Raw genomic sequence first — 19,636 nt, 5'->3', positions numbered from 1 at the left:
TTCACCACGTCCCGCCCCCGTTCGTCGTCGGATCAGCATTCTCAGGCGACACCCGACGGTCTGTCAGCCCATTCGGCAAACGGCACCCGGGCCTCGTCCGCCAGGTCCGCGTCCGGTGGCCCGGTGCCGGTCCACGTGTGCGGGTCGAGGTCGAGGGCGAGGACTCCCTCCTGGGTGCCCACCGCCACTCCGGTCGTGTCCAGGGCGGCCAGGGCGTGGCAGCGCAGCCCCAGCCGCACGGTGTGCAGGAGCCTGGTGCCGGTGGTGTCCCAGACCTGGAAGACGCCGTCCGGGCTCACGGAGACCAGCGTCCCCTGTCCGGTCCCGGAGCCCCCGACGGCCGCCAGCGCGGCCACCCGCCCCGGCTCGTTCGTGAGCATCTGGGTCCACGGCCCCTCGGGGGCGCCGGACCACCAGACGCGATGGCCGCCGTCGCCCACGACGGCCAGGGCCGTCGTGTCACCGCGGGGAATCGCCGTCATCGTGGTGAACGGCCCGGTCAGCCCGGTGCCGACGCACCATAGCGGGGTTCCGGTGCGCGCGTCCCAGGCGCACAGGTCGCCGGCGGCGGTGAGCGCGGCGAAGGCGGGCTGTCCGCCGGTGAGTCGGAGCCCGGCCATGAACTGCACCCGCGACCCGGCTGTGAGGGCCACATCGAGCTGCGTCCAGCGGCCGGTGGCGCCCCGGATGCCGACGCTCCCGTCGACATGTGCCGTCGCCAGCAGATGTGCGCCGTCCGCGAGGGCGAGCGACGCCATGGCCACGACGGGGCTGTCCGGCTTCGGTCCGGCGTGGCGGGCGTCTTCGGTCGCTCCGAAACCGGCGACGCCGCCGTCGGCATACGCCACACACAGGGTGCCGCCGGTCTCCGTGAGAGCGCGCACCGCGGACGACAGGCCGACCGCGTATCCGTCCGCACATCGTCCCAGCGGGTCCCACAGCCGTACGGTGCCGTCCTGACCCGCCGTCGCCAACACCACCCCGCTCTCCTCGTCGGAGTACGCGGCCACCGCGTACACCGGCCCGTCGTGCCCGGTCAACCGACCCAACTCCGCCTTCGCACACGGATCCCACAGCCGTACGGTGCCGTCCTGACCCGCCGTCGCCAACACCACCCCGCTCTGCGCGTCGGAGTACGCGGCCACCGCGTACACCGGCCCGTCGTGCCCGGTCAACCGGCCCAACTCCGCCTCCGCACACGGATCCCACAGCCGTACGGTGCCGTCCTGACCCGCCGTCGCCAACACCACCCCGTTCTCCCCATCGGAGTACGCGGCCACCGCGTACACACCGGACGCGTGGCCCTGCCAGCTGGCGACCGGCCGGCGGCGCCCCGGCCGCCACACCAGTACCCACCCCTTGCCGTCGACGGTGACGAGCCGTTCGGACTCGCCGTCCGCCTCAGTCCGCGCGTAGACACTCATGCCGTGTACCGGCCCGTGGTGGCCGGTCAGGACAAGGGGGGACTCGCGGCCCTCGGCGGGGTCGAAGAGCCGCACCCGGCCCTGGAGATCACCGACCGCCAGTTTCCCCGCGAACGGCGCCATGGCCCGTACGGCATCCCCCTCCAGCGAGTACGCCCTGGCCGCCGGGCGTCCGGTCGCCACGTCCCACAGTCGCAGGGTGCGGTCGTCCCCGGCCGCGGCGAGCCAGTCCGTGCCGTCCGTGCCGCGCAGCGGGGCGAGCACCCACTGCGAACCGTCCTGCGGACCGCCGCGCAACGCGGGTGCCGTCTCCAGACCGGTGCTCAGGTCCCAGGCGCGCACCACACCGGCGTCCCCGGCGCCTACGAGCAACTGGCGGCCGTCGTCCCTGCGGGGCAGCACCCGCAGCGCCCGCATCGGAACCTGGAGGTCGGCGAGGGTCACGTGCGGAGCCTGGGGCGTGAGGGCGGCCCACCGGACCGTCCAGGCCGCCGCCGGCCCCTGATGGCCGGCCGGGGGCGCGGCCGGCGCGGCGCCGGTGGTGCGCCACGTCCCGAGCTCGCGCAGCCCCTTGCGATCCTCCGGTCCCGAGGTGACGCCCAGATGCGCGGTGGCCAGTGCCCCGGTGATGGCGGAGGGAAGCGCGGCGAGTTCCGCGCCGGACCGCAGCACGGCGCTGGTCAGCGCCGCCGGGTCGAGGTGGTCCAGCACCCCCGTGTGAGCGGCCAACGCCCGCCATCCCTCGGCGCCCGCCTCGGCGGCGTGATCGGCCAGGTGACTCACGAGATAGGGATGCGGCCGTGGAAGGGCTGTCATCCCCCCGTCCTTCGCCGCGGCCAGGCCGGTCAGTGCGGTGACGACGCGCAGCCGGTCGCCCGTCGGCCGCGTCGAGGGCGCCTCGGGCGCTCCGGCGCTCTCGAGGAGGAAGTCGCGAAAGCTACGGTGCGCCAGCCGGTAGACGGCCTGGCCGTCCTCGGCGTCCATCATCACGTACGGTGCCGCGGCCTGTGCCACGACCTCCAGGAGTCCGGCGTCCACGACCGTGTCGTTGAGGGCCGACGCGACCGTGGCCCAGATCCGTTCGGCTCGGGGCAGCCCGTGGCCCCGGGCGAAGGCCAGCGCGCGCAGGACCGCGATACTTCCCGGCAGCGTGACCCGCAGCCGTGCGACGACGGCGGCGAACAGCCGCCGGTGGTCCTTGCCGAGCAGACCGGCCAGGTCCTCCCGTCTGCTGTCGAGCAGCAGCGAGGGATCGGCGATGATCTCGTGCACGGCCAGCGACGCGTAGAGGAAGTCGTGCTCGGTCCCCGGACGCGGGGCGCAGACCAGGGCGCCGACGCGCTGCACGGCCGCCTCCAGGTCGAGGTCGAGGTGCTGGAACGCCACTCGTTCGGACAGCAGGGCCTCACGCACGTAGATCGAGAGGTCCTGCGGATCCGGGGTCAGGCGGAGCGTGCTCTCCTCGTCGGTCGCGCATCCCAAGGCGTTGAGCAGGTCCTCGGTCACGGCCCTCGGTACGTCGAGGGTGTCCGCGGACGAGGGTCTGGTGCCGACCACGACCCGGACGCCGGGGAGCGCGCCCAGGGCCCGTAACAGGTCGGCCAGCCGGTTCGGGTCGGACGACGCGTCCAGTGCGTCGGCGAACAGGGTCCGGGGCTCGTGTGGCGTGCCGACGTCGTCCAGGAAGGCACGGATTCGCTCGTCGTCATGGGCGGTGTCCGGCGGGACCGGAACGGCGAACACCTGGGCCAGTTGCCGGACGATCTGCCGGACCGAAGCACCGGTCAGGTTGAGGAAGGCATCGGCCCGAGGCCGCGGAACGTCGTCGGGCCAGGGCTCGTGTCGCGGTGCGCGGCCGGCCGGAGGCGGTACGTCGGGTCGGCCGGCCTGCAAGAGGATGTGCCCCAGAAGCGCGGACTTGCCGCAACCGGGCGGCCCGGTCACCGCCAGCACCCCGTGGTCGGCGGACGCCAGCCAGTCGGCGATCCGGTCACGCGCCTGGGCCCGGCCCACGAAGAACCACGAAAGCTCACCGCCGGGGGATCCGGTCTCCAGCGGAGTGGGCGGGGTGGGCGTGGTGGGCGGGGTGGAGACGGCCCGGCCGACAGTCACCTCCGGCGGCCGGGGCGACGGCAGCTCCCGCCGCGGTCTGGCGTAGTCCTCCAGGGTCATGATGACGGGGCCGGCCGCCCGGCCCCGGCGGACCACGTGTTCGTCCCCCTTGAGAAGGCACAACACCTGGCCGGGTGACAGCAGGTCCTGGATGCGCTGCGCCAGGTCTCTGAGCCGGATGTGGCTGTAGTTGTCGGAGAACTCGGCCAGCACCGTGGTGAGCACTTGGCGGATCGAGGCGACGTAGCCCCTGCCCTGGTCGGCGCCCGACCCGACCAGCAGGAGGCGGACGGCGGCCCGACGCCGCAGCACGTACGAGAGCAGGAGGTCGACGAACCGGGCGGCACCGCAGGCTTCGACGACCACCACCGCCCAGCAGCCCTCCTCCCGCGCCCGGCCTCGGAACTGGCTCACGAGGTACCGGCCCAGCTCCTCGGGCGTGATGTGGTCGTCCTCGCCGTCGGCGCCGTCGCCGCGCACGGCGAGCAGCGCGTCGTCCTGGTTGGACTCGCCGTGGCCGAACCACAGAAGCATGGAATTGCGCGGAGGACTCGCCCTGGACCACTGCCGCAGGCGGACCTGGGTGGCGGCGAGACCACGGTCCTCGCCCTCCCAGGCCTGGTGCTCCCCGCCCCACCTGCCGAGCAGCTCGGCCACGGCGTCCGCCTCCGCCACGACCTCGCCCACCTCACCGAAGCGGCGAGCGTCCACGTACTGGTCCATCGGCAGGGTGACGATGGAGAAGCCCTCGTCCTGTTCGTCCATGCGGCCGGCCCCCGTGTTCGTCCGATCTCTTCGCCCCGCCCGTCAGCCCACCATGACCAGCCGGGTGACCGGGTCACTGCCGCCGCCCACCTTCACCCGGTACAGACCGGCCTCGTCGAGCAGCACCCGGTCGCCGAGCAGGCCCTCCGAGCCCGGTAGCGGGGTCAGCAGCGGTCGGCGCACCGGCTCTTGCGGGCCGACGGTCTCGGCGTCCTCCACCACACAGCTGACCCACGCCGGATCCTGCTCGGTGCGCACCACCACGTCGAACGCGGTGCCCAACGGAACCCGGTCAGGGGTGTCGAGTCCCACGTCGGTGCCGCCGAGCCGGGCACCGCGCCGTCCCTCGACGAGCAGCCCGTGCGCGAAGTCCAGGACCGACGTGGTGACGGCGAGGGCGGCGTGCTGCTGGGCCACGGGGTAGGTGTCCACCTCCCCGTGCGTGGTCGAGTAGCGGTACACCGTTCCGTCGCCACCGTGGTCGATCTCGACGAGCCGTCCGATCTCGTCACGGAGGAGTTCGTCGTCGTCGTGCCGGTCGAAGCCGAGGTGAAGGGCCTCGACCATCCCGTCGCGGATACGGAGCGACTGTGTGGTGCTCTGTGCGGTGCCCTCCACGATCCGGTGGCCGGGCAGCACGGCCCGCTCAAGGCTCGCGTGCAACGCGAAGGAATCCCGGGCCAGTTCACGGTCCCCTCCGATGCTCTCCACGTCGCCCGGCGTCAGGGCGACCACGTCGTCCCCCGAGACGAGACAGCGGTAGCTGGGGAGCAGGTCGTGCAGGCCGGGCAGGGTACGCGCCAGCCGGGACAGGTTCTTCGCGGGCAACCCCAGCATGCCGCGCCCGGTGTTGAGCATCTCCGTCGCCTTGACGGCGCCGTGGAACGGCGTGCCGATCGTGAGGACGGCGCGGACGTCGTCCAGGGCACCGGGGATCAGCGACAGCGCCGCGGTCAGCAGACCGCCCATGGAGTGCGCGACGAGGACGATGCGCGCGGGCCGTTGGTCGGGGGCTCCGGCACGCGCACGGACACAGTCCGGGTGCGCCTGCCAGGCGGTGAGGTGCCGGTCCACCTTCTCGGCCAGCAACTTCGCGTTGTGCGCGACGGGAAGACGCCAGTCGTAGCCGAACTCGGCGACGGCGTCGGGGTGGACGACCGCCGTGCGCAGGCTCTTGACGAGCGGCGTGTACGGCTCGAATCCGTCGGTCAGCGGCATCCAGGCCGGAGTCCGAAGCAGTCGGCCGGGCACCACGCGGCCCAGGCGACCCGCCCGCTCCTCCTCGGTGAGCGCGAGCGCGTCCATGCCCTTCTCGAGGTCCCAGCGGGCCACGTACTCAGCCGCTTTGGACATGCCCCAGAGCAGGCGCCCCGTCTCCGCTTCGTACAACTCCGTGCCCATGATGCCCGGTACGACCAGAACGGCGTCGTGCGTGCGTCCCGGCCGCACCGGGGGCCTGCCCCAGGCGATCGCTGAACTCATGACACGAAGTTACTGGACGAACGTACAACGAGATGCGGACTTGCTCAGGTCTCGTACCCCGGCGCAAGGACCGCCCCCGTACGAAGGCCCGCCGCTCGGCCATCGAGCGGCGGGCCTTGCGACCGTCGTCAGGCGGTCGTGAACCACACCGTCGTGTCCGCCGGGAGCTTGGCCTCGCCGTCGTTCGTCTCGGTCACCTCACCGCTCGCGAGCAGCACCCGTCCGTGGGCCGGGGTCGTCACCGACTCCCCCGTCGTGTTCGCCACGCACACGAACTCCCCGCGCCGGAAGGCCAGTACGCCCGCCGGGGCCTTCAGCCACTCCACCGAGTCGCCCGCGCCCAGGTCGGGCCGCGCGCGGCGGATGCCGAGCGCGGAGCGGTACAGCTCCAGCGTCGAACCGGGCACCCCCTGTTGCGCCTCCACGCTCAACTCGCCCCAGCCGGACGGCTGGGGCAGCCAGCTGCCGCCCTCGCCGAAGCCGTACGACGAGCCCCCGCGCGTCCACGGGATCGGGACGCGGCAGCCGTCACGGAAGCCGTCCTGGCCGGCGCCGCGGAAGTACGCCGGGTCCTGACGCACCTCGTCGGGCAGGTCGACGACGTCCGGCAGGCCGAGCTCCTCGCCCTGGTAGACGTACGCCGAGCCGGGCAGCGCCAGCAGCAGCAGCGTGGCCGCCCGCGCCCGCCGCAGACCGACCTCGCGGTCGCCCGCCGTACGGATCTGGGTGCCGAGGCCGGGCGGGTTGGCGAAGCGGGTGGCGTGCCGTGTCACGTCATGGTTGGACAGCACCCAGGTGGCGGGGGCGCCGACCGGGCGCATCGCCTCCAGGGTGCGGTCGACGACCTCGCGCAGCTGCTCCGCTTCCCACTCGGTGGCCAGGTACTGGAAGTTGAAGGCCTGGTGGAGTTCGTCGGGGCGGACGTAGTTCGCGGTGCGCTCGACGGTCGGGGTCCAGGCCTCGGCGACGAAGATGCGCTCGCCCGAGTACTCGTCGAGGATGAGCCGCCACTGGCGGTAGATCTCGTGCACGCCGTCCTGGTCGAAGAACGGCATGACATCGTTGCCCAGCAGCTTGAGTTGGTCGTGGGCGCCGAGGTCCGGCAGGCCCGGCGCCTTGACCAGGCCGTGGGCCACGTCGATACGGAAGCCGTCGACGCCCATGTCCAGCCAGAAGCGCAGGACGGAGCGGAACTCGTCCCCCACCGCCGGGTGTTCCCAGTTGAAGTCGGGCTGCTCGGGGGCGAAGAGGTGCAGGTACCACTCGCCGGGGGTGCCGTCCGGCTCCGTGACCCGGGTCCAGGCGGGGCCGCCGAAGATCGACTCCCAGTCGTTGGGCGGGAGTTCGCCGTCCGCGCCCTTGCCGGGCCGGAAGTGGTAGCGGTCCCGGAGGGAGGAGCCGGGGCCTTCCCTGAGCGCCCGCTTGAACCACTCGTGCTGGTCGGAGGAGTGGTTGGGGACCAGGTCGACGATGATCCTCAGGCCCAGTTCACGGGCGTCCCGGATGAGCGCGTCGGCGTCCAGGAGGTTGCCGAACATGGGGTCGACCGCGCGGTAGTCGGCGACGTCGTAACCGGCGTCCGCCTGCGGGGAGGCGTAGAAGGGGCTGAGCCACACGGCGTCCACGCCGAGGTCGCGCAGGTACGGGAGACGGGAGCGTACGCCTTCCAGGTCGCCCATGCCGTCGCCGTTGCTGTCGGCGAAGCTGCGCGGGTACACCTGGTAGATCACCGCGTCCCGCCACCAGTCACGGCGCTTGGCGACGGTGGCGACAGCCGAGGTGGGGGTGGGGGCCGGGGCTGCGGAGGGCTGCTGGCTCATGGCTTCCTTGATACGTAACGGAGTCATTTGGTCAGGGGTAGGCGACGGGTGACGAGGCGGCCGCGATCACAGCGGGGTCGGATGGTGACCGCGACCGCCTCGGGTCTGCGGGGGCTGAGCGGGTCCGGCGAAGTCACCGCGGTTCGGCCGCCCCCCGCAGGGGCGCGACCGGCCACGTTGGCGCCGCGGACGGCCGACGGCCCAGCGCGGTCCTCCCGGCGGAGCGTCACCCCTTGGTGCCGCCCGCCGTGAGGCCGGTCACCAGGTTCTTCTGCACGAGGTAGAAGAACACGGCGGCGGGTATCGCGATCAGCACCGCGGTGGCGGCCATGAGGTTGCGCTGGGCGTCGTGCTCGCTGACGAAGGACTGGAGACCGACGGCAAGGGTGTACTTGTCGTCGCTCAGCATGAACGTCGAGGCGAAGGCGACCTCGCTGAAGGCGGTGAGGAAGTTGTAGAAGGCGGCCACCGCGAGACCGGGCTTGGCGAGCGGCAGGATCAGCCGGAAGAAGGTGCCGAACGGGGTGAGCCCGTCCACGCGTCCCGCCTCGTCGATCTCGAAGGGGATGGTGTCGAAGTACCCCTTGAGCAGCCAGGCGCTGTACGGGATGACCGTCGTGCAGTAGACGAGGATCAGGCCGAAGTAGTTGTCGATGAGCTGCAGGTCCGAGAGGATCTGGTACATCGGCACCATCAGCACGGCGACGGGGAACATCTGGGTGACCAGCAGCACCCACATGAACTTCTTGTAGCCGGGGAAGCGCATCCGGGAGACGGCGTAGCCGGTGGTGGCGGCGATGAGCACGCCGATGGCCGTGGTGCCCAGCGTGACGATGAGCGAGCTCTTCAACCAGTCGAAGAACTGGGTGTGCTGCAGGACGAACGTGTAGTTGTCGAACGTCATCTTGTCCCAGATGCCGCCCGGGTGCAGATAGTCGTCCGTGTCCGGGCCGAGGGACAGATAGACCAGCCACCCGATCGGGAAGAGCGCGATGACGCTCGCGACGATCAGGACGCCGTGGGAGGCGAGGGAGCCGGCGAGGCTGTTCTCGCCGCGGCGCCGGGGCCGGCGCGGGGTCTTGGAGCGCTGCTCGCTCACGGGGGCGGAGGTCTCGGCGGTGGTGCTACTCATGGGAACTCCTGCCTCAGATCGCGAGCTGCTGCTCGTTGCGGTTCAGCCAGCGGCGGTAGAACGAGGTGAAGACGATCAGGATGGCCAGCAGCAGGATGCCGTAGGCGGCGGACTGGGCGAAGTCACGTGGCTGCTGTCCGAAGCCGAGGTAGTACGCCCAGGTGACGAGGATCTGCGCGTCGGGGGCGGTGTTGCCGAACAGCAGGAAGATCACGGCGAACTGGTTGAAGGTCCAGATGATGCCCAGCAGGACGACGGTGGAGCTGACGGACCGCAGCCCCGGCAGGGTGACGAACCGGAAGCGCTGCCAGGCACTGGCGCCGTCCATCTCGGCGGCCTCGTAGAGAGAGGCGTCGATGGCCTGGAGGCCGCCGAGCAGCGAGATCATCATGAACGGCACACCGCACCAGGTGTTGACCATGATCGCGGCGAACCGCTGCCAGAAGGTGTCCTCGAGCCACAGGGGCGAGGGCAGGTGCAGGGCGTCGAGCGCGGAGTTGATGACGCCGCCGTCGGCGAGCATGAACCGCCAGCCGAAGACGGTGACGAAGGTGGGCACCGCCCACGGCAGCACCAGGATCAGCCGGTACAGGGTCCGCCCGCGCAGCTTCTGGTTGAGCAGGAGCGCGAGGCCCAGTCCGATGCCGTAGTGCAGGGCGACGCAGGCCGCCGTCCACGCGATCGTCCAGATGAAGTGCGACCAGAAGCGGTCGTACGCCGTCGGGCCCCAGAGGATGTCGGCGTAGTTGTCGAGGCCGATGAACTTGTAGGTGGCGTCGATGTGGTTGACGCCGATCGTGCGCGCGGTGTTCAGGCTGTTGGCGTCGGTCAGCGTCAGGTACAGGCCGTACACCAGCGGGTACAGCACGAGCACGCCGAGGACGACCGCCACCGGGGCGATCATGACGTACGCGTACCAGTGCTTCTGGTACGCGCGCCTCAGGCGCCCGGCCGGCCCGGGCTTCGGCTCACGTTCACCGCGGCGCTTGCCGGTCGCGCGGTCGATGGCGACTGTCATGGTTCGACACCTTCTGGATCTTCACGCTGGATCGTCGAGGGGGGTACGGCTCACAGGCCGGTGGCCGCCGGATCTCCCGCCCCGCCGAGCGGGAGATCCGGCGGCCACGCGGGCTCACTTGCTGAAGTCCGGCACCAGCTTGGCGATGGCGAGTTCAGCGGCGCTCAGGCCCTTGTCGAGGGTCTCCTTGCCACCCGCGATCTTGGGCAGTTCGGTGTCGAGCGGACCCCAGAGGGAGCTGTACTCCGGCAGCGCCGGGCGCGGCTGGGCGGCGGACAGGACCGTCTGGTAGCCGGCGATGCCCGGGTCGGCCTTGACGGCGGCGGTGTAGGCGTCGTCGCGCGTCGGCAGCGTCGAGTTCTTCTGGGCGATGGTCGCCTGGCTCGTCGCGGAGGTCATGAAGTTGACGAACTTCAGCGCGGCGGCCTGGTGGGCCTTGTCCGAGCCGGCGTAGACCGAGAGGTTGTGGCCGCCGGTCGGAGCGCCGGCCGTACCGGCGGAGCCGGCCGGGACGGTCGCGATGCCGAGGTTGGCCTTGTCCTTGAAGGCGCTGCCCTTGTAGAAGTTCGTGATCTCCCAGGGCCCCTGGACGATCGCGGCGACCTTGCCGTTGACGAACGCGTCCTGGATGTGGGCGTACGCGTCGGCGGTGGTGTCGGCCTTGTGCAGGCCCTTGCCGTCGAAGAGGCCCAGCCAGGTGCCGTACGCCTTCTTCGCCTCCGCCGAGTTGACGGTGATCTTCTTGGCGTCGGCGTCGACGGTGTCGGTGCCCTCGCCGTAGAGGAAGGACTGGGCGTAGTAGGCCTGGGTGGAGCCCCAGTAGCCGTCGACGCCGGTCTTGGCCTTGACGGTGGCGGCGGCGGTCTTCAGGTCGTCCCAGGTCTTGGGGGCCTCGGCGATGCCGGCCTTCGTGAAGAGGGCCTTGTTGTAGACCAGCGCGAGCGTGTCGGTGACGATCGGCACGCCGTACGTCTTGCCCTCGTACTTGGCCTGCTCGATCAGGTTCGACTTGAACTTGGCCTGGTCCTTGAGCGCCTCGGTGCCGTCCAGCGGCAGGAAGAAGCCCTTCTTGGCGAAGGCGGGGGTCCAGCCGACCTCGGAGCGCAGCACGTCCGGGGCGCCGGAGGCGCCGGCGGCCGTGTCGAACTTGTTCTGCGCCTGGTCGAAGGGCACGTTGACGTACTTGACCTTGACGTCCTTGTTGGCGGCCTCGAACTGCTTGACCAGGGCCTGGTACGTCGGCGCCTCATTGGTGGCGTTGGAGGTGTCCCACCAGGTGATGGTGACCGGCCCGGACGAGTTGTCGCTGCCGCTGTCGTCTCCGCCGCAGGCCGTCGCCGCGAGGGCGAAGGACGCCACCAGCGCGGTGGCCGCTATGCCACGCCGCATGAGTTTCTCCTTGAGGGTGAGAGCCCGTTTAGCTACAGGAAGCGGTCCCGTCCGCTGTCCTGCCGACTCCGACCGCGCCGTTGCTGCCGTCGGGCGACGTGAACGTAACAGCGATGTAAGCGGCACGAAAGACCTTGCAGAAAAAAAGTGCAAGAGAACTCCGAAGTTATCCGTGCGTGACTCGTGCGTGACCTCCCCTCGACCGCTGTGAGACCGTAGTTGTCGCGGTTGAGGGGCCTACCAGCAAGGCACAGGGCCGCTGTGCAAGACTCTGCAAGCTCTTGCCATCACTTTCATGAGGGAGCGCGATGACGCAGCAGCCCGCGGGCCGTTCAACAGGTCGCCCACGGCGTCCGATTGGTGTGCAAGTCAGCACCCGACCGGTACAGTCCACCCCTGTGACCACACGGCTTGCCGACATCGCTGCGCAGGCGGGGGTGAGCGAAGCGACCGTCAGCCGCGTTCTCAACGGCAAGCCCGGCGTCGCCGCCACCACCCGTCAGTCCGTGCTCGCCGCTCTGGACGTCCTGGGCTACGAGCGCCCCGTCCGCCTGCGCCAGCGCAGCGCGGGTCTGGTCGGCCTCATCACGCCGGAGCTGGAGAACCCGATATTCCCGGCCCTGGCCCAGGTCATCGGCCAGGCGCTGACCCGCCAGGGCTACACCCCGGTCCTCGCCACCCAGACCCCGGGCGGTTCCACGGAGGACGAGCTGACCGAGATGCTGGTCGACCGCGGGGTCGCCGGCATCATCTACGTCTCGGGTCTGCACGCGGACACCACGGCCGACATGCAGCGCTACGAGCAGCTACGGGCGCAGGGCGTCCCCTTCGTGCTGGTGGACGGCTTCTCGCCGAAGGTCCAGGCGCCGTTCATCTCCCCCGACGACCGGGCGGCGATGACCCTGGCGGTCACCCACCTCGTCTCGCTCGGCCACACCCGGGTGGGACTGGCGCTCGGCCCCAAGCGTTTCGTGCCGGTCCAGCGCAAGATCGAGGGCTTCGTCCGGGCGGTCCAGGAACAGCTGGGCCTCAACCCCGCGACGATCGAGACCGACCTGGTCCAGCACTCCCTCTACACCCTCGAGGGCGGCCAGGCGGCGACCACGGCCCTGATCGACCGGGGCTGCACGGCGATCGTGTGCGCCAGCGACATGATGGCGCTGGGCGCGATACGGGCGGCCAGGCAGCGCGGTCTGGCGGTGCCCCAGGACATCTCGGTGGTCGGCTTCGACGACTCCCCGCTGATCGCCTTCACGGACCCGCCCCTGACGACCGTCCGCAAGCCGGTCCCGGCGATGGGCCAGGCCGCGGTCCGCACCCTGCTGGAGGAGATCGGCGGCACTCCGGCGCCCCACAGCGAGTTCGTGTTCATGCCGGAACTGGTGGTGCGGGGTTCGACCGCTTCGGCGCCCGGGGACCGGAATCGTCCGTAGCCCGGGGACCGGAATCGTCCGCAGGGCGGAGACGTCCGGGTGCCACCCCGTGCGCCGGCAGTAGACGAAGAGGTCCCGTCGGCGTAGAAAGTGCGCGTCGAACCCGACCGAGGGATGATCGGGCGAAGAGGTCTTTTCTGGCAGACTTTGTGTCCATGGGTGAATCGACTGTGACGCCATTGGAAGGCCGTGACCAGGCCCTTCCAGACCCCGTCACGGCCGCGCCCCGGCAGCGCCGCCTCCACCGGCTGCGCAGCCCCCGCCGCCCCCGCCTCTGGTTCGAGATCCTCCTCATCGCGGTGAGCTACTGGACGTACTCACTGGTGCGCAACGCGGTCCCGGAACAACGCTCCGAGGCGCTGCGCAACACGGACTGGATCTGGCGCGCCGAGCACAGCCTCGGCATCGCCGTGGAGGGGTCGGTCAACCACGGGGTGAACTCGGTGACCTGGCTCATCGTGGGCATGAACTACTACTACGCGACGCTGCACTTCATCATCACGCTGACCGTCCTGGTCTGGCTCTACCGCAGCCACCCGGGGCGCTACGCGGCGACGCGCCTGGTGCTCTTCGCCACCACGGCCGTGGCCCTGGTGGGCTACTACCTGTATCCACTGGCGCCCCCGCGCCTGATGCCGGGCGGCGGCTTCGTCGACACGGTGATGATCCACCAGACCTGGGGTTCGATGGCGTCCGGCGACCTCAAGCACATGTCGAACCAGTACGCGGCGATGCCGTCCATGCACATCGGCTGGTCCCTGTGGTGCGGTCTGACGGTGTTCGCGCTGGCCGAGCTGCCCTGGGTGCGCATCCTGGGCCTGCTCTACCCGACGGCGACCCTGGTGGTGATCGTCGCGACGGCCAACCACTTCTGGCTGGACGCCGTGGGCGGCCTCCTCTGCCTGGCGTTCGGCTTCGCGGTGGCCCGTGTCTGGTACGGGACCATGCCGTACGCCCTGCCGAGACGGGTGCCGCCGAAGGGGCAGGGCAGGCCCCTGCTCCCCACGAAGGCCTGACCCTCGGCACGAAGGCCTGACCCTCGGCGGCGCAAGGCCCGACCCGTGCCGTACGGGACGGTCACGACGCCCCCGCCGCTCCCTTCAGCGCGTCGATGAACGCGTCCAGGGCGGGTTGCGCGGGCGCCGTCTCCCTGACCACCGCCTGAATGGCGCGCACCGGCACCGGATCACGCACCTCCCGGACGACGACCCCCGGATGCCGGCTGCCGAGCCCCAGCCGTGGTACCAGGCTCACGCCGAGCCCGGCGGCGACGAACCCCTGGGCGGTCACGTAGTCCTCGCTGTGCACCGCGAACCGGGGCCGGAACCCGACCGCCGCGCACGCGTCCAGCTGAGCGTCGAGACAGGGCCCCGGCCACTCGCTCCCCACGAACGCCTCCTCGGCCAGCTCCGCCAGCCGCACACTCCGCCGCCCGGCGAGCCGGTGCCCGCGCGGCAGGACGGCGAGATAGGGATCGTCGAGCAGGTGCAGCAGCCGTACGCCACTGGCCTCCCGCCCCGCCCAGCTCACCAGCAGCGCCAGATCGGCCCGCCCCTCCCGGACCTCCGCCAGCGGGTCCTCGCGATCGACCGTCAGCTTCAGCTCGATCCGGACGCCGGGATGCGCCTCCCGCATCCGCGCCACGGCCGGCGCCACCAGCCCGGCCCCCGCGGTGGCGAAGTACCGCACCCCCAGCCGCCCGGTCCGCCCGGCGAGCAGGTCGGCGAGCGCCGTCTCGGCCTCGGCGACCTGCCGCCCGATGACATCCGCGTACTCGGTGAGCAGCAGTCCGGCGGCCGTGGGCCGTACGCCCCGCCCGACCCGCTCCAGCAACGCGGCCCCCGCCTCCTTCTCCAGGGCGGCGATCTGCTGACTGACGGCGGACGGCGTGTACCCCAGCACGGCCGCGGCCCCCGTCACGGACCCGTTCCCCACGACCGCCCGCAACACCTGCATCCGCCGCATATCAAGCATGCAGTACAGCTTAACGAATCATCCAGAACATTTCACTTGTCCTCATAGGTCGGACGGCCGACCGTAGGAACATGCCCCTCGCCTCCACGCTCCGCATGGCCGCGCTCGCCCTCTTCTGGGGTTCCGGCTTCCTCTGGATCAAGCTGGCCCTGACCCACGGCCTGACCCCCGCCCAGATCACCATCGTCCGGTGCGCCCTGGGCACGACCGTCCTGCTGCTCCTGGCCCGCCGGGCGGGCCAGCGCCTCCCCCGGTCCCGGACCGCCTGGGGCCATCTCGCCGTGGCCGCCCTGTTCTGCAACGCGCTGCCCTTCGCCCTCTTCGCACTGGGCGAGCAGCACCTCGACTCGGGCATCGCGGGCGTCCTCAACGCCACGACCCCGCTCTGGTCGCTCCTCATCGGCATCGGCCTCGGCACGGACCGGGCCCTGGGCCCCGTACGCCTGACCGGTCTCGTCCTGGGCTTCGCCGGCACGGTCCTGATCTTCGCTCCCTGGCACCACGAGGGCCTGCTCAGCCTGCCCGCCCTGTACCTGCTGGCCGCGGCCGCCAGCTACGCCGTGGCCTTCGCCTACATGGCCCGGCACCTGACGGCCTCCGAGACGCCCATGGCCATGTCGGCGGCCCAACTCCTCGCCGCCACGGCCTGGAGCACCCTGGCCCTCCCCGCGGCCGGCCCCTTCCGTCCGGACGTCACCGCCCTGCTCGCCGTCGCCGCGCTGGGCGTCCTCGGCACGGGCCTGACCTTCTATCTCAACTACCGCCTGATAGCGGACGAGGGCCCCACCACGGCGGCGACGGTCGGCTACCTGCTCCCGGTCGTGTCGGTCGCGCTGGGCGCGGCGGTCCTGGACGAGCAGATCGGCGTACGCGTTCTCGCGGGCATGGCGGTGGTACTGGTGGGCGTGGGACTGACCCGCCGGAACACGGCGTCGCGTACGGGCGGTTCGGCCGGTGCGACGCGGGACGGAGCGACGCGGGACGGGGCGACGCGCGACGGCGCCACGCGGGACGGGGCGACGCGCGACGGCGCCACGCGGGACGGGGTGACGCGCGACGGCGCCACGCGGGACGGGGTGACACAGCCCGCCGCCTAGCCCCGCCTGCGGAGCCAGGCGGAGCCGGGGAACGGTCGCGGTGGGTGACCTAGCCGCTGTAGAACAGCTCGTCCACCACGCCACGAGCCCGGCGTGCGATCCGGCGGTAGTCGTCGAGCATGTCGCCCACCCGGCCGGGCCCGTAGCCCAAGTACCGCCCCACCGCGACCAGTTCCCGGGGGTCGGACGGGAAGGTGTCCCCGGCCCGCCCGCGCACCAGCATCACCGCGTTGCGCACCCGGGTCGCCAGCACCCACGCCTCGTCCAGCGTCGCCACGTCCTCGCCCGGGATGAGCGCGGCGTCGCGCGCGGCGGCGAGGGCCTCACGGGTGCGGGTGGTCCGCAGCCCCGGATGCGTCGAACCGTGCCGCATCTGGACCAGTTGCACGGTCCACTCGACGTCGGACAGGCCGCCCGGCCCGAGCTTGGTGTGCAGCTTCGGATCGGCGCCCCGGGGCAACCGCTCGGACTCCATCCGGGCCTTCAGCCGCCGGATCTCCCGCACGGCCTCCTCGCCGAGCCCGTCCGCCGGATACCGCAGCGGGTCGATCAGTTCGATGAACCGCCGCCCCAACTCCTCGTCCCCGGCGACGACTTCGGCCCGCAGCAGCGCCTGCGACTCCCAACCGAGCGACCAGCGCCGGTAGTAGGCCTCGTACGACTTCAACGTGCGGACGAGCGGCCCGGACTTGCCCTCCGGACGCAGGTCGGCGTCGATGAGCAGCGGCGGATCGGCACTCGGGAGCTGGAGCAGTCGGCGCATCTCGGAGACGACCTTGTTCGCGGCCTCCCCGGCCTCGCGCTCGTCGACGCCGTCCCGGGGCTCGTGCACGAACAGGACGTCGGCGTCGGAGCCGTAGCCCAGTTCATGACCGCCGAAGCGGCCCATGCCGATGACGGCGAAACGCGTCGGAAGGGTGTCGCCCCAGCCGTCCCGCACGACCGCGCGCAGTGTGCCGGCCAGTGTGGCCGCCGTGAGGTCGGACACGGCCCCGCCCACCAGGTCCACGAGCGCGCCCTGATCCGCCTCGACCGGCTGCGCCTCGGTGCCGTAGGAGGCGACGATGTCGGCGGCGGACGTGCGGAACAGCTCACGCCGACGGACCCCACGCGCCGCGGTGACCGCCTGCACCACTCCGTCGGCCCGTCGCACCGCGGCGAGTATCTCCTGCTCCAACTGCGCCCGTCCGCGCGGCTCGAGCCCTCCGCCGTCCCCGTCGCCGAGCAGCGCCACCGCCTCCGGCGCGCGCATCAGCAGGTCGGGGGCGAGCCGCCCGGCGGACAGGACGCGCGCGAGGTTCTCCGCCGCCGCCCCCTCGTCCCGCAGCAACCGCAGATACCAGGGCGTCTTGCCGAGCGCGTCCGACACCTTGCGGAAGTTGAGCAGGCCCGCGTCAGGGTCGGCGGAGTCCGCGAACCAGCCCAGCAGAACCGGCAGCAGGGTGCGCTGGATGGCCGCCTTGCGCGTGACGCCCGAGGCCAGCGCCTCCAGGTGGCGCAGCGCGGACGCGGGGTCGGCGTACCCGAGCGCGACCAGCCGCTCCCGGGCCGCCTTCGGGCTCAACCGGGTCTCGCCGGAGGCGAGTTGGGCGACGGCGTCGAGCAGCGGCCGGTAGAACAGCTTCTCGTGCAGCCGACGCACCACGGCCGCGTGCCGCTTCCACTCCTGGCCGAGCTCGGCGACCGGGTCGGTGCGCAGTCCGAGTGAGCGGCCCAGCCGCCGCAGGTCGGCCTCGGCCTCGGGGACCAGATGGGTCCGCCGCAGCCGGTAGAGCTGGATCCGATGCTCCATGGACCGCAGGAACCGGTACGCGGCGTCCAGTTGCTCGGCGTCGGCGCGTCCGACGTATCCCCCCGCGGCGAGCGCCTGGAGGGCGTCGAGGGTGGTGCCGCTCCGCAACGACGCGTCGGCCCGCCCGTGCACCAGCTGCAACAGCTGCACGGCGAACTCGACGTCCCGCAGGCCCCCGGGCCCGAGCTTCAGTTCCCGCTCGACCTCGGCGACCGGGATGTTCTCGACGACCCGCCGCCGCATCTTCTGCACGTCGACGACGAAGTTCTCCCGCTCGGCGGCCTGCCAGACCAGGGGCCCCACGGCGGCGACGTACTCGGCCCCGAGTGCCAGGTCGCCGGCCACCGGGCGGGCCTTCAACAGGGCCTGGAACTCCCAGGTCTTGGCCCACCGCTGGTAGTAGGCGAGATGGCTGGACAGCGTCCGCACCAGCGGTCCGTTGCGCCCCTCGGGCCGCAGATTGGCGTCGACGGGCCAGATGGACCCTTCCACGGTGGTCTCGGAACAGATCCGCATCAGGTGCGCGGCCAGTTTGGCGGCGGCCCGCAGCGCCTTGCCCTCGTCGGCCCCGTCGACGGCCTCGCCCACGAAGATCACGTCGACGTCGGACACGTAGTTCAGCTCGTGCCCGCCGCACTTGCCCATCGCGATGACGGCGAGCCGGCACAGGGCGGCGTCGTCGGGCGCGGCGGCCCGGGCGAGGCCCAGGGCGGCCCGCAGTGTGGCGGTGGCCAGATCGGCGAGCTCGGCGGCGGTCTCGGCGAGGTCGGTCGTCCCGCACACGTCACGCGCCGCGATGGACAGCAGGCAGCGCCGGTAGGCGACGCGCAGCGACACCGGGTCCGTGGCCTCGGCCAGGCCCCGCTCGAACTCCTCCACCCCGGGATGCAGGTCCCGCGGCTCGTACGTGACCAGCGCCTCCCAGTCCCGCGGATGCCGGGCGAGGTGGTCGGCGAGGGCGGCGGACGCCCCCAGCACCCCCAGCAGCCGGTCACGCAGGGGCTTGGCCGCTATCAGCGTGTCGAGCAGTTCCCGGCGGGCGGCGGGGCCGGGCTGGGCCTCCAGCAGCAGGACGAGACCGTGCAGGGCGAGATCGGGATCGGCGGTGCCGCCCAGTGCCTCCAGCAGAAAGGGATCGTTGCGCACCGGCGACAGCTCGGGCCCGTCCAGGAGCCGCTCGGCGGCGGACGGGTCGGTGAAGCCGTGCCGCAGCAGCCGTGTGAAGGTGCTGCTCCTGCGCCCCGGCGCCATCATCCCCGGCCCTCCCTCGGATCAAGGTCGTACGCACCTGAGCGTAACCTGCGCGTTTCGGTGGCGCCCCGGCCCGGTTTCCGGTTCTGTGGTACTTCGGGTTCTGCGGGACTTGGTCGGGTGAAGAACGACGGCCGCGACGATGGAGTCAAGGGAGTCAAGCCATGGACATGACCCTAGAGGTGATCCTGCTGCCGGTGTCCGACGTGGACCGGGCCAAGGAGTTCTACCGCGACAAGGTCGGCTTCCACGTCGACCTCGACGGCGAGGTCATGGAGGGCGTACGCATCGTCCAGCTCACCCCGCCCGGCTCCGGCTGTTCGATCGCCCTGGTCGACGGCCTCCAGGTCCCGACGGGAACCCCGCAACCGGGCACCTACCACGGCATGCAGCTCTGCGTGACGGACGCGAAGGCCGCGTACGAGGAACTGACGGCCCGCGGCCTGGACGTCAGTGAACCCCAGCAGTTCGCCCCGCAGGACGGCGCGACCTTCATGTACTTCAAGGACCCCGACGGCAACGGCTGGGCGATCCAGGAGTACCGCCGCCGAGCAACAGAACCCCTCCACCAGGTCCTGGCGAAACTCAAGGCGTAGGGGGCTGCGGCAGGGGCCCGGGGGTTCAAGCACACTCCACGGTTAGAGTTCCGCGCCCAGGTCGGAGCGCATCGCTACCGAGGCCTGCGTCTCGCGTGCCATCAGGCTGCACGCGTGCCGCGCCCTGGCCAGGGCCGCCAGGTATGAGCCGTACAAGGCGCGGCGGGCCTCCGTGCGCTGCTCGCCGCGCTCCCGCCGCCAGCGTCGGCGCTCCATCACACCGGCCGACATGGTGGCGATCCCGCCGCCCACCACGGTGCTGGCCAATGCCACCCACTCCACAGGCGTCCCCCTCCCCGCAGACCACGTAGCCGCAGAGCAAGGCACGCGCGGCCCCTCCGCCGAGACCGG

13 protein-coding genes are annotated in these 19,636 nt (G+C 71.7%); 4 read left to right on the top strand and 9 right to left on the bottom strand.

The window, feature by feature from the left end; translation table 11 throughout:
* Positions 1-41 precede the first annotated feature (41 nt).
* The 6 genes from ACIRPU_RS04150 to ACIRPU_RS04125 form a co-directional block, all read right to left on the bottom strand.
* Complete coding sequence (locus ACIRPU_RS04150; protein WP_403861352.1) at positions 42-4,301, bottom strand: hypothetical protein; 4,260 nt, start codon at positions 4,299-4,301, stop codon at positions 42-44.
* Between the two features lie 42 nt (positions 4,302-4,343).
* The gene (locus ACIRPU_RS04145; protein ID WP_403861348.1) at positions 4,344-5,783 is read right to left on the bottom strand and encodes an esterase/lipase family protein; all 1,440 of its coding nucleotides are present in this window, start codon (positions 5,781-5,783) and stop codon (positions 4,344-4,346) included.
* A gap of 128 nt (positions 5,784-5,911) precedes the next feature.
* Positions 5,912-7,603 (bottom strand): glycoside hydrolase family 13 protein, encoded by a 1,692-nt coding sequence (locus ACIRPU_RS04140; protein WP_403861345.1) that lies wholly within the window; start codon positions 7,601-7,603, stop codon positions 5,912-5,914.
* A gap of 226 nt (positions 7,604-7,829) precedes the next feature.
* Positions 7,830-8,735, bottom strand: coding sequence for a sugar ABC transporter permease (locus tag ACIRPU_RS04135; RefSeq protein ID WP_355703099.1), 906 nt, complete (start codon positions 8,733-8,735; stop codon positions 7,830-7,832).
* A gap of 13 nt (positions 8,736-8,748) precedes the next feature.
* Positions 8,749-9,753, bottom strand: a complete 1,005-nt coding sequence (locus ACIRPU_RS04130; protein ID WP_403861342.1) for a carbohydrate ABC transporter permease — start codon at positions 9,751-9,753, stop codon at positions 8,749-8,751.
* A gap of 114 nt (positions 9,754-9,867) precedes the next feature.
* Positions 9,868-11,142, bottom strand: coding sequence for an extracellular solute-binding protein (locus tag ACIRPU_RS04125; protein WP_384123267.1), 1,275 nt, complete (start codon positions 11,140-11,142; stop codon positions 9,868-9,870).
* Between the two features lie 398 nt (positions 11,143-11,540).
* On the opposite strand from ACIRPU_RS04125, the gene ACIRPU_RS04120 reads away from it, so the two are divergent.
* A complete protein-coding gene (locus ACIRPU_RS04120; RefSeq protein WP_403861339.1) occupies positions 11,541-12,575 on the top strand; it encodes a LacI family DNA-binding transcriptional regulator in 1,035 nt (344 codons plus the stop codon).
* Between the two features lie 155 nt (positions 12,576-12,730).
* Positions 12,731-13,591 (top strand): phosphatase PAP2 family protein, encoded by an 861-nt coding sequence (locus ACIRPU_RS04115; protein ID WP_403861336.1) that lies wholly within the window; start codon positions 12,731-12,733, stop codon positions 13,589-13,591.
* A gap of 61 nt (positions 13,592-13,652) precedes the next feature.
* On the opposite strand, the gene ACIRPU_RS04110 is transcribed toward ACIRPU_RS04115, so the two are convergent.
* Positions 13,653-14,549 (bottom strand): LysR family transcriptional regulator, encoded by an 897-nt coding sequence (locus ACIRPU_RS04110; protein ID WP_403861333.1) that lies wholly within the window; start codon positions 14,547-14,549, stop codon positions 13,653-13,655.
* 71 nt (positions 14,550-14,620) lie between these two features.
* Between ACIRPU_RS04110 and ACIRPU_RS04105 the strand changes: the two genes are divergently transcribed.
* Positions 14,621-15,646 carry a DMT family transporter gene (locus ACIRPU_RS04105; RefSeq protein WP_403861330.1) on the top strand — a complete coding sequence of 342 codons (1,026 nt, stop codon included), beginning with the start codon at positions 14,621-14,623 and terminating at the stop codon, positions 15,644-15,646.
* 49 nt (positions 15,647-15,695) lie between these two features.
* Here ACIRPU_RS04105 and ACIRPU_RS04100 read toward each other — a convergent pair whose 3' ends face one another.
* Entirely contained in the window at positions 15,696-18,692 is a 2,997-nt protein-coding gene (locus tag ACIRPU_RS04100; protein ID WP_403861327.1) for a bifunctional [glutamine synthetase] adenylyltransferase/[glutamine synthetase]-adenylyl-L-tyrosine phosphorylase, read from the bottom strand.
* A 161-nt stretch (positions 18,693-18,853) separates the two neighbouring features.
* Here ACIRPU_RS04100 and ACIRPU_RS04095 point away from each other — a divergent pair, with 161 nt between their 5' ends.
* Complete coding sequence (locus tag ACIRPU_RS04095) at positions 18,854-19,285, top strand: VOC family protein (RefSeq protein WP_403861324.1); 432 nt, start codon at positions 18,854-18,856, stop codon at positions 19,283-19,285.
* A 42-nt stretch (positions 19,286-19,327) separates the two neighbouring features.
* Here ACIRPU_RS04095 and ACIRPU_RS04090 read toward each other — a convergent pair whose 3' ends face one another.
* The gene (locus ACIRPU_RS04090) at positions 19,328-19,558 is read right to left on the bottom strand and encodes a hypothetical protein (RefSeq protein ID WP_403861321.1); all 231 of its coding nucleotides are present in this window, start codon (positions 19,556-19,558) and stop codon (positions 19,328-19,330) included.
* Positions 19,559-19,636: the final 78 nt, after the last annotated feature.

It is taken from the genome of Streptomyces sp. NPDC102259 (genome assembly GCF_044766465.1).
Classification (GTDB): Bacteria; Actinomycetota; Actinomycetes; order Streptomycetales; family Streptomycetaceae; genus Streptomyces.
Note: the sequence above shows the minus strand (reverse complement) of the source record. Positions and strands in the feature narration are given on the sequence as shown.

What these genes read in the sequence shown, in the direction of transcription:
- ACIRPU_RS04150 (WP_403861352.1), bottom strand. Translation starts at nt 4,301, where the DNA reads ATGGACGAACAGGACGAGGGCTTCTCCATCGTCACCCTGCCGATGGAC.
- ACIRPU_RS04145 (WP_403861348.1), bottom strand. Translation starts at nt 5,783, where the DNA reads ATGAGTTCAGCGATCGCCTGGGGCAGGCCCCCGGTGCGGCCGGGACGC.
- ACIRPU_RS04140 (WP_403861345.1), bottom strand. Translation starts at nt 7,603, where the DNA reads ATGAGCCAGCAGCCCTCCGCAGCCCCGGCCCCCACCCCCACCTCGGCT.
- ACIRPU_RS04135 (WP_355703099.1), bottom strand. Translation starts at nt 8,735, where the DNA reads ATGAGTAGCACCACCGCCGAGACCTCCGCCCCCGTGAGCGAGCAGCGC.
- ACIRPU_RS04130 (WP_403861342.1), bottom strand. Translation starts at nt 9,753, where the DNA reads ATGACAGTCGCCATCGACCGCGCGACCGGCAAGCGCCGCGGTGAACGT.
- ACIRPU_RS04125 (WP_384123267.1), bottom strand. Translation starts at nt 11,142, where the DNA reads ATGCGGCGTGGCATAGCGGCCACCGCGCTGGTGGCGTCCTTCGCCCTC.
- ACIRPU_RS04115 (WP_403861336.1), top strand. Translation starts at nt 12,731, where the DNA reads ATGGGTGAATCGACTGTGACGCCATTGGAAGGCCGTGACCAGGCCCTT.
- ACIRPU_RS04110 (WP_403861333.1), bottom strand. Translation starts at nt 14,549, where the DNA reads ATGCTTGATATGCGGCGGATGCAGGTGTTGCGGGCGGTCGTGGGGAAC.
- ACIRPU_RS04105 (WP_403861330.1), top strand. Translation starts at nt 14,621, where the DNA reads ATGCCCCTCGCCTCCACGCTCCGCATGGCCGCGCTCGCCCTCTTCTGG.
- ACIRPU_RS04100 (WP_403861327.1), bottom strand. Translation starts at nt 18,692, where the DNA reads ATGATGGCGCCGGGGCGCAGGAGCAGCACCTTCACACGGCTGCTGCGG.
- ACIRPU_RS04095 (WP_403861324.1), top strand. Translation starts at nt 18,854, where the DNA reads ATGGACATGACCCTAGAGGTGATCCTGCTGCCGGTGTCCGACGTGGAC.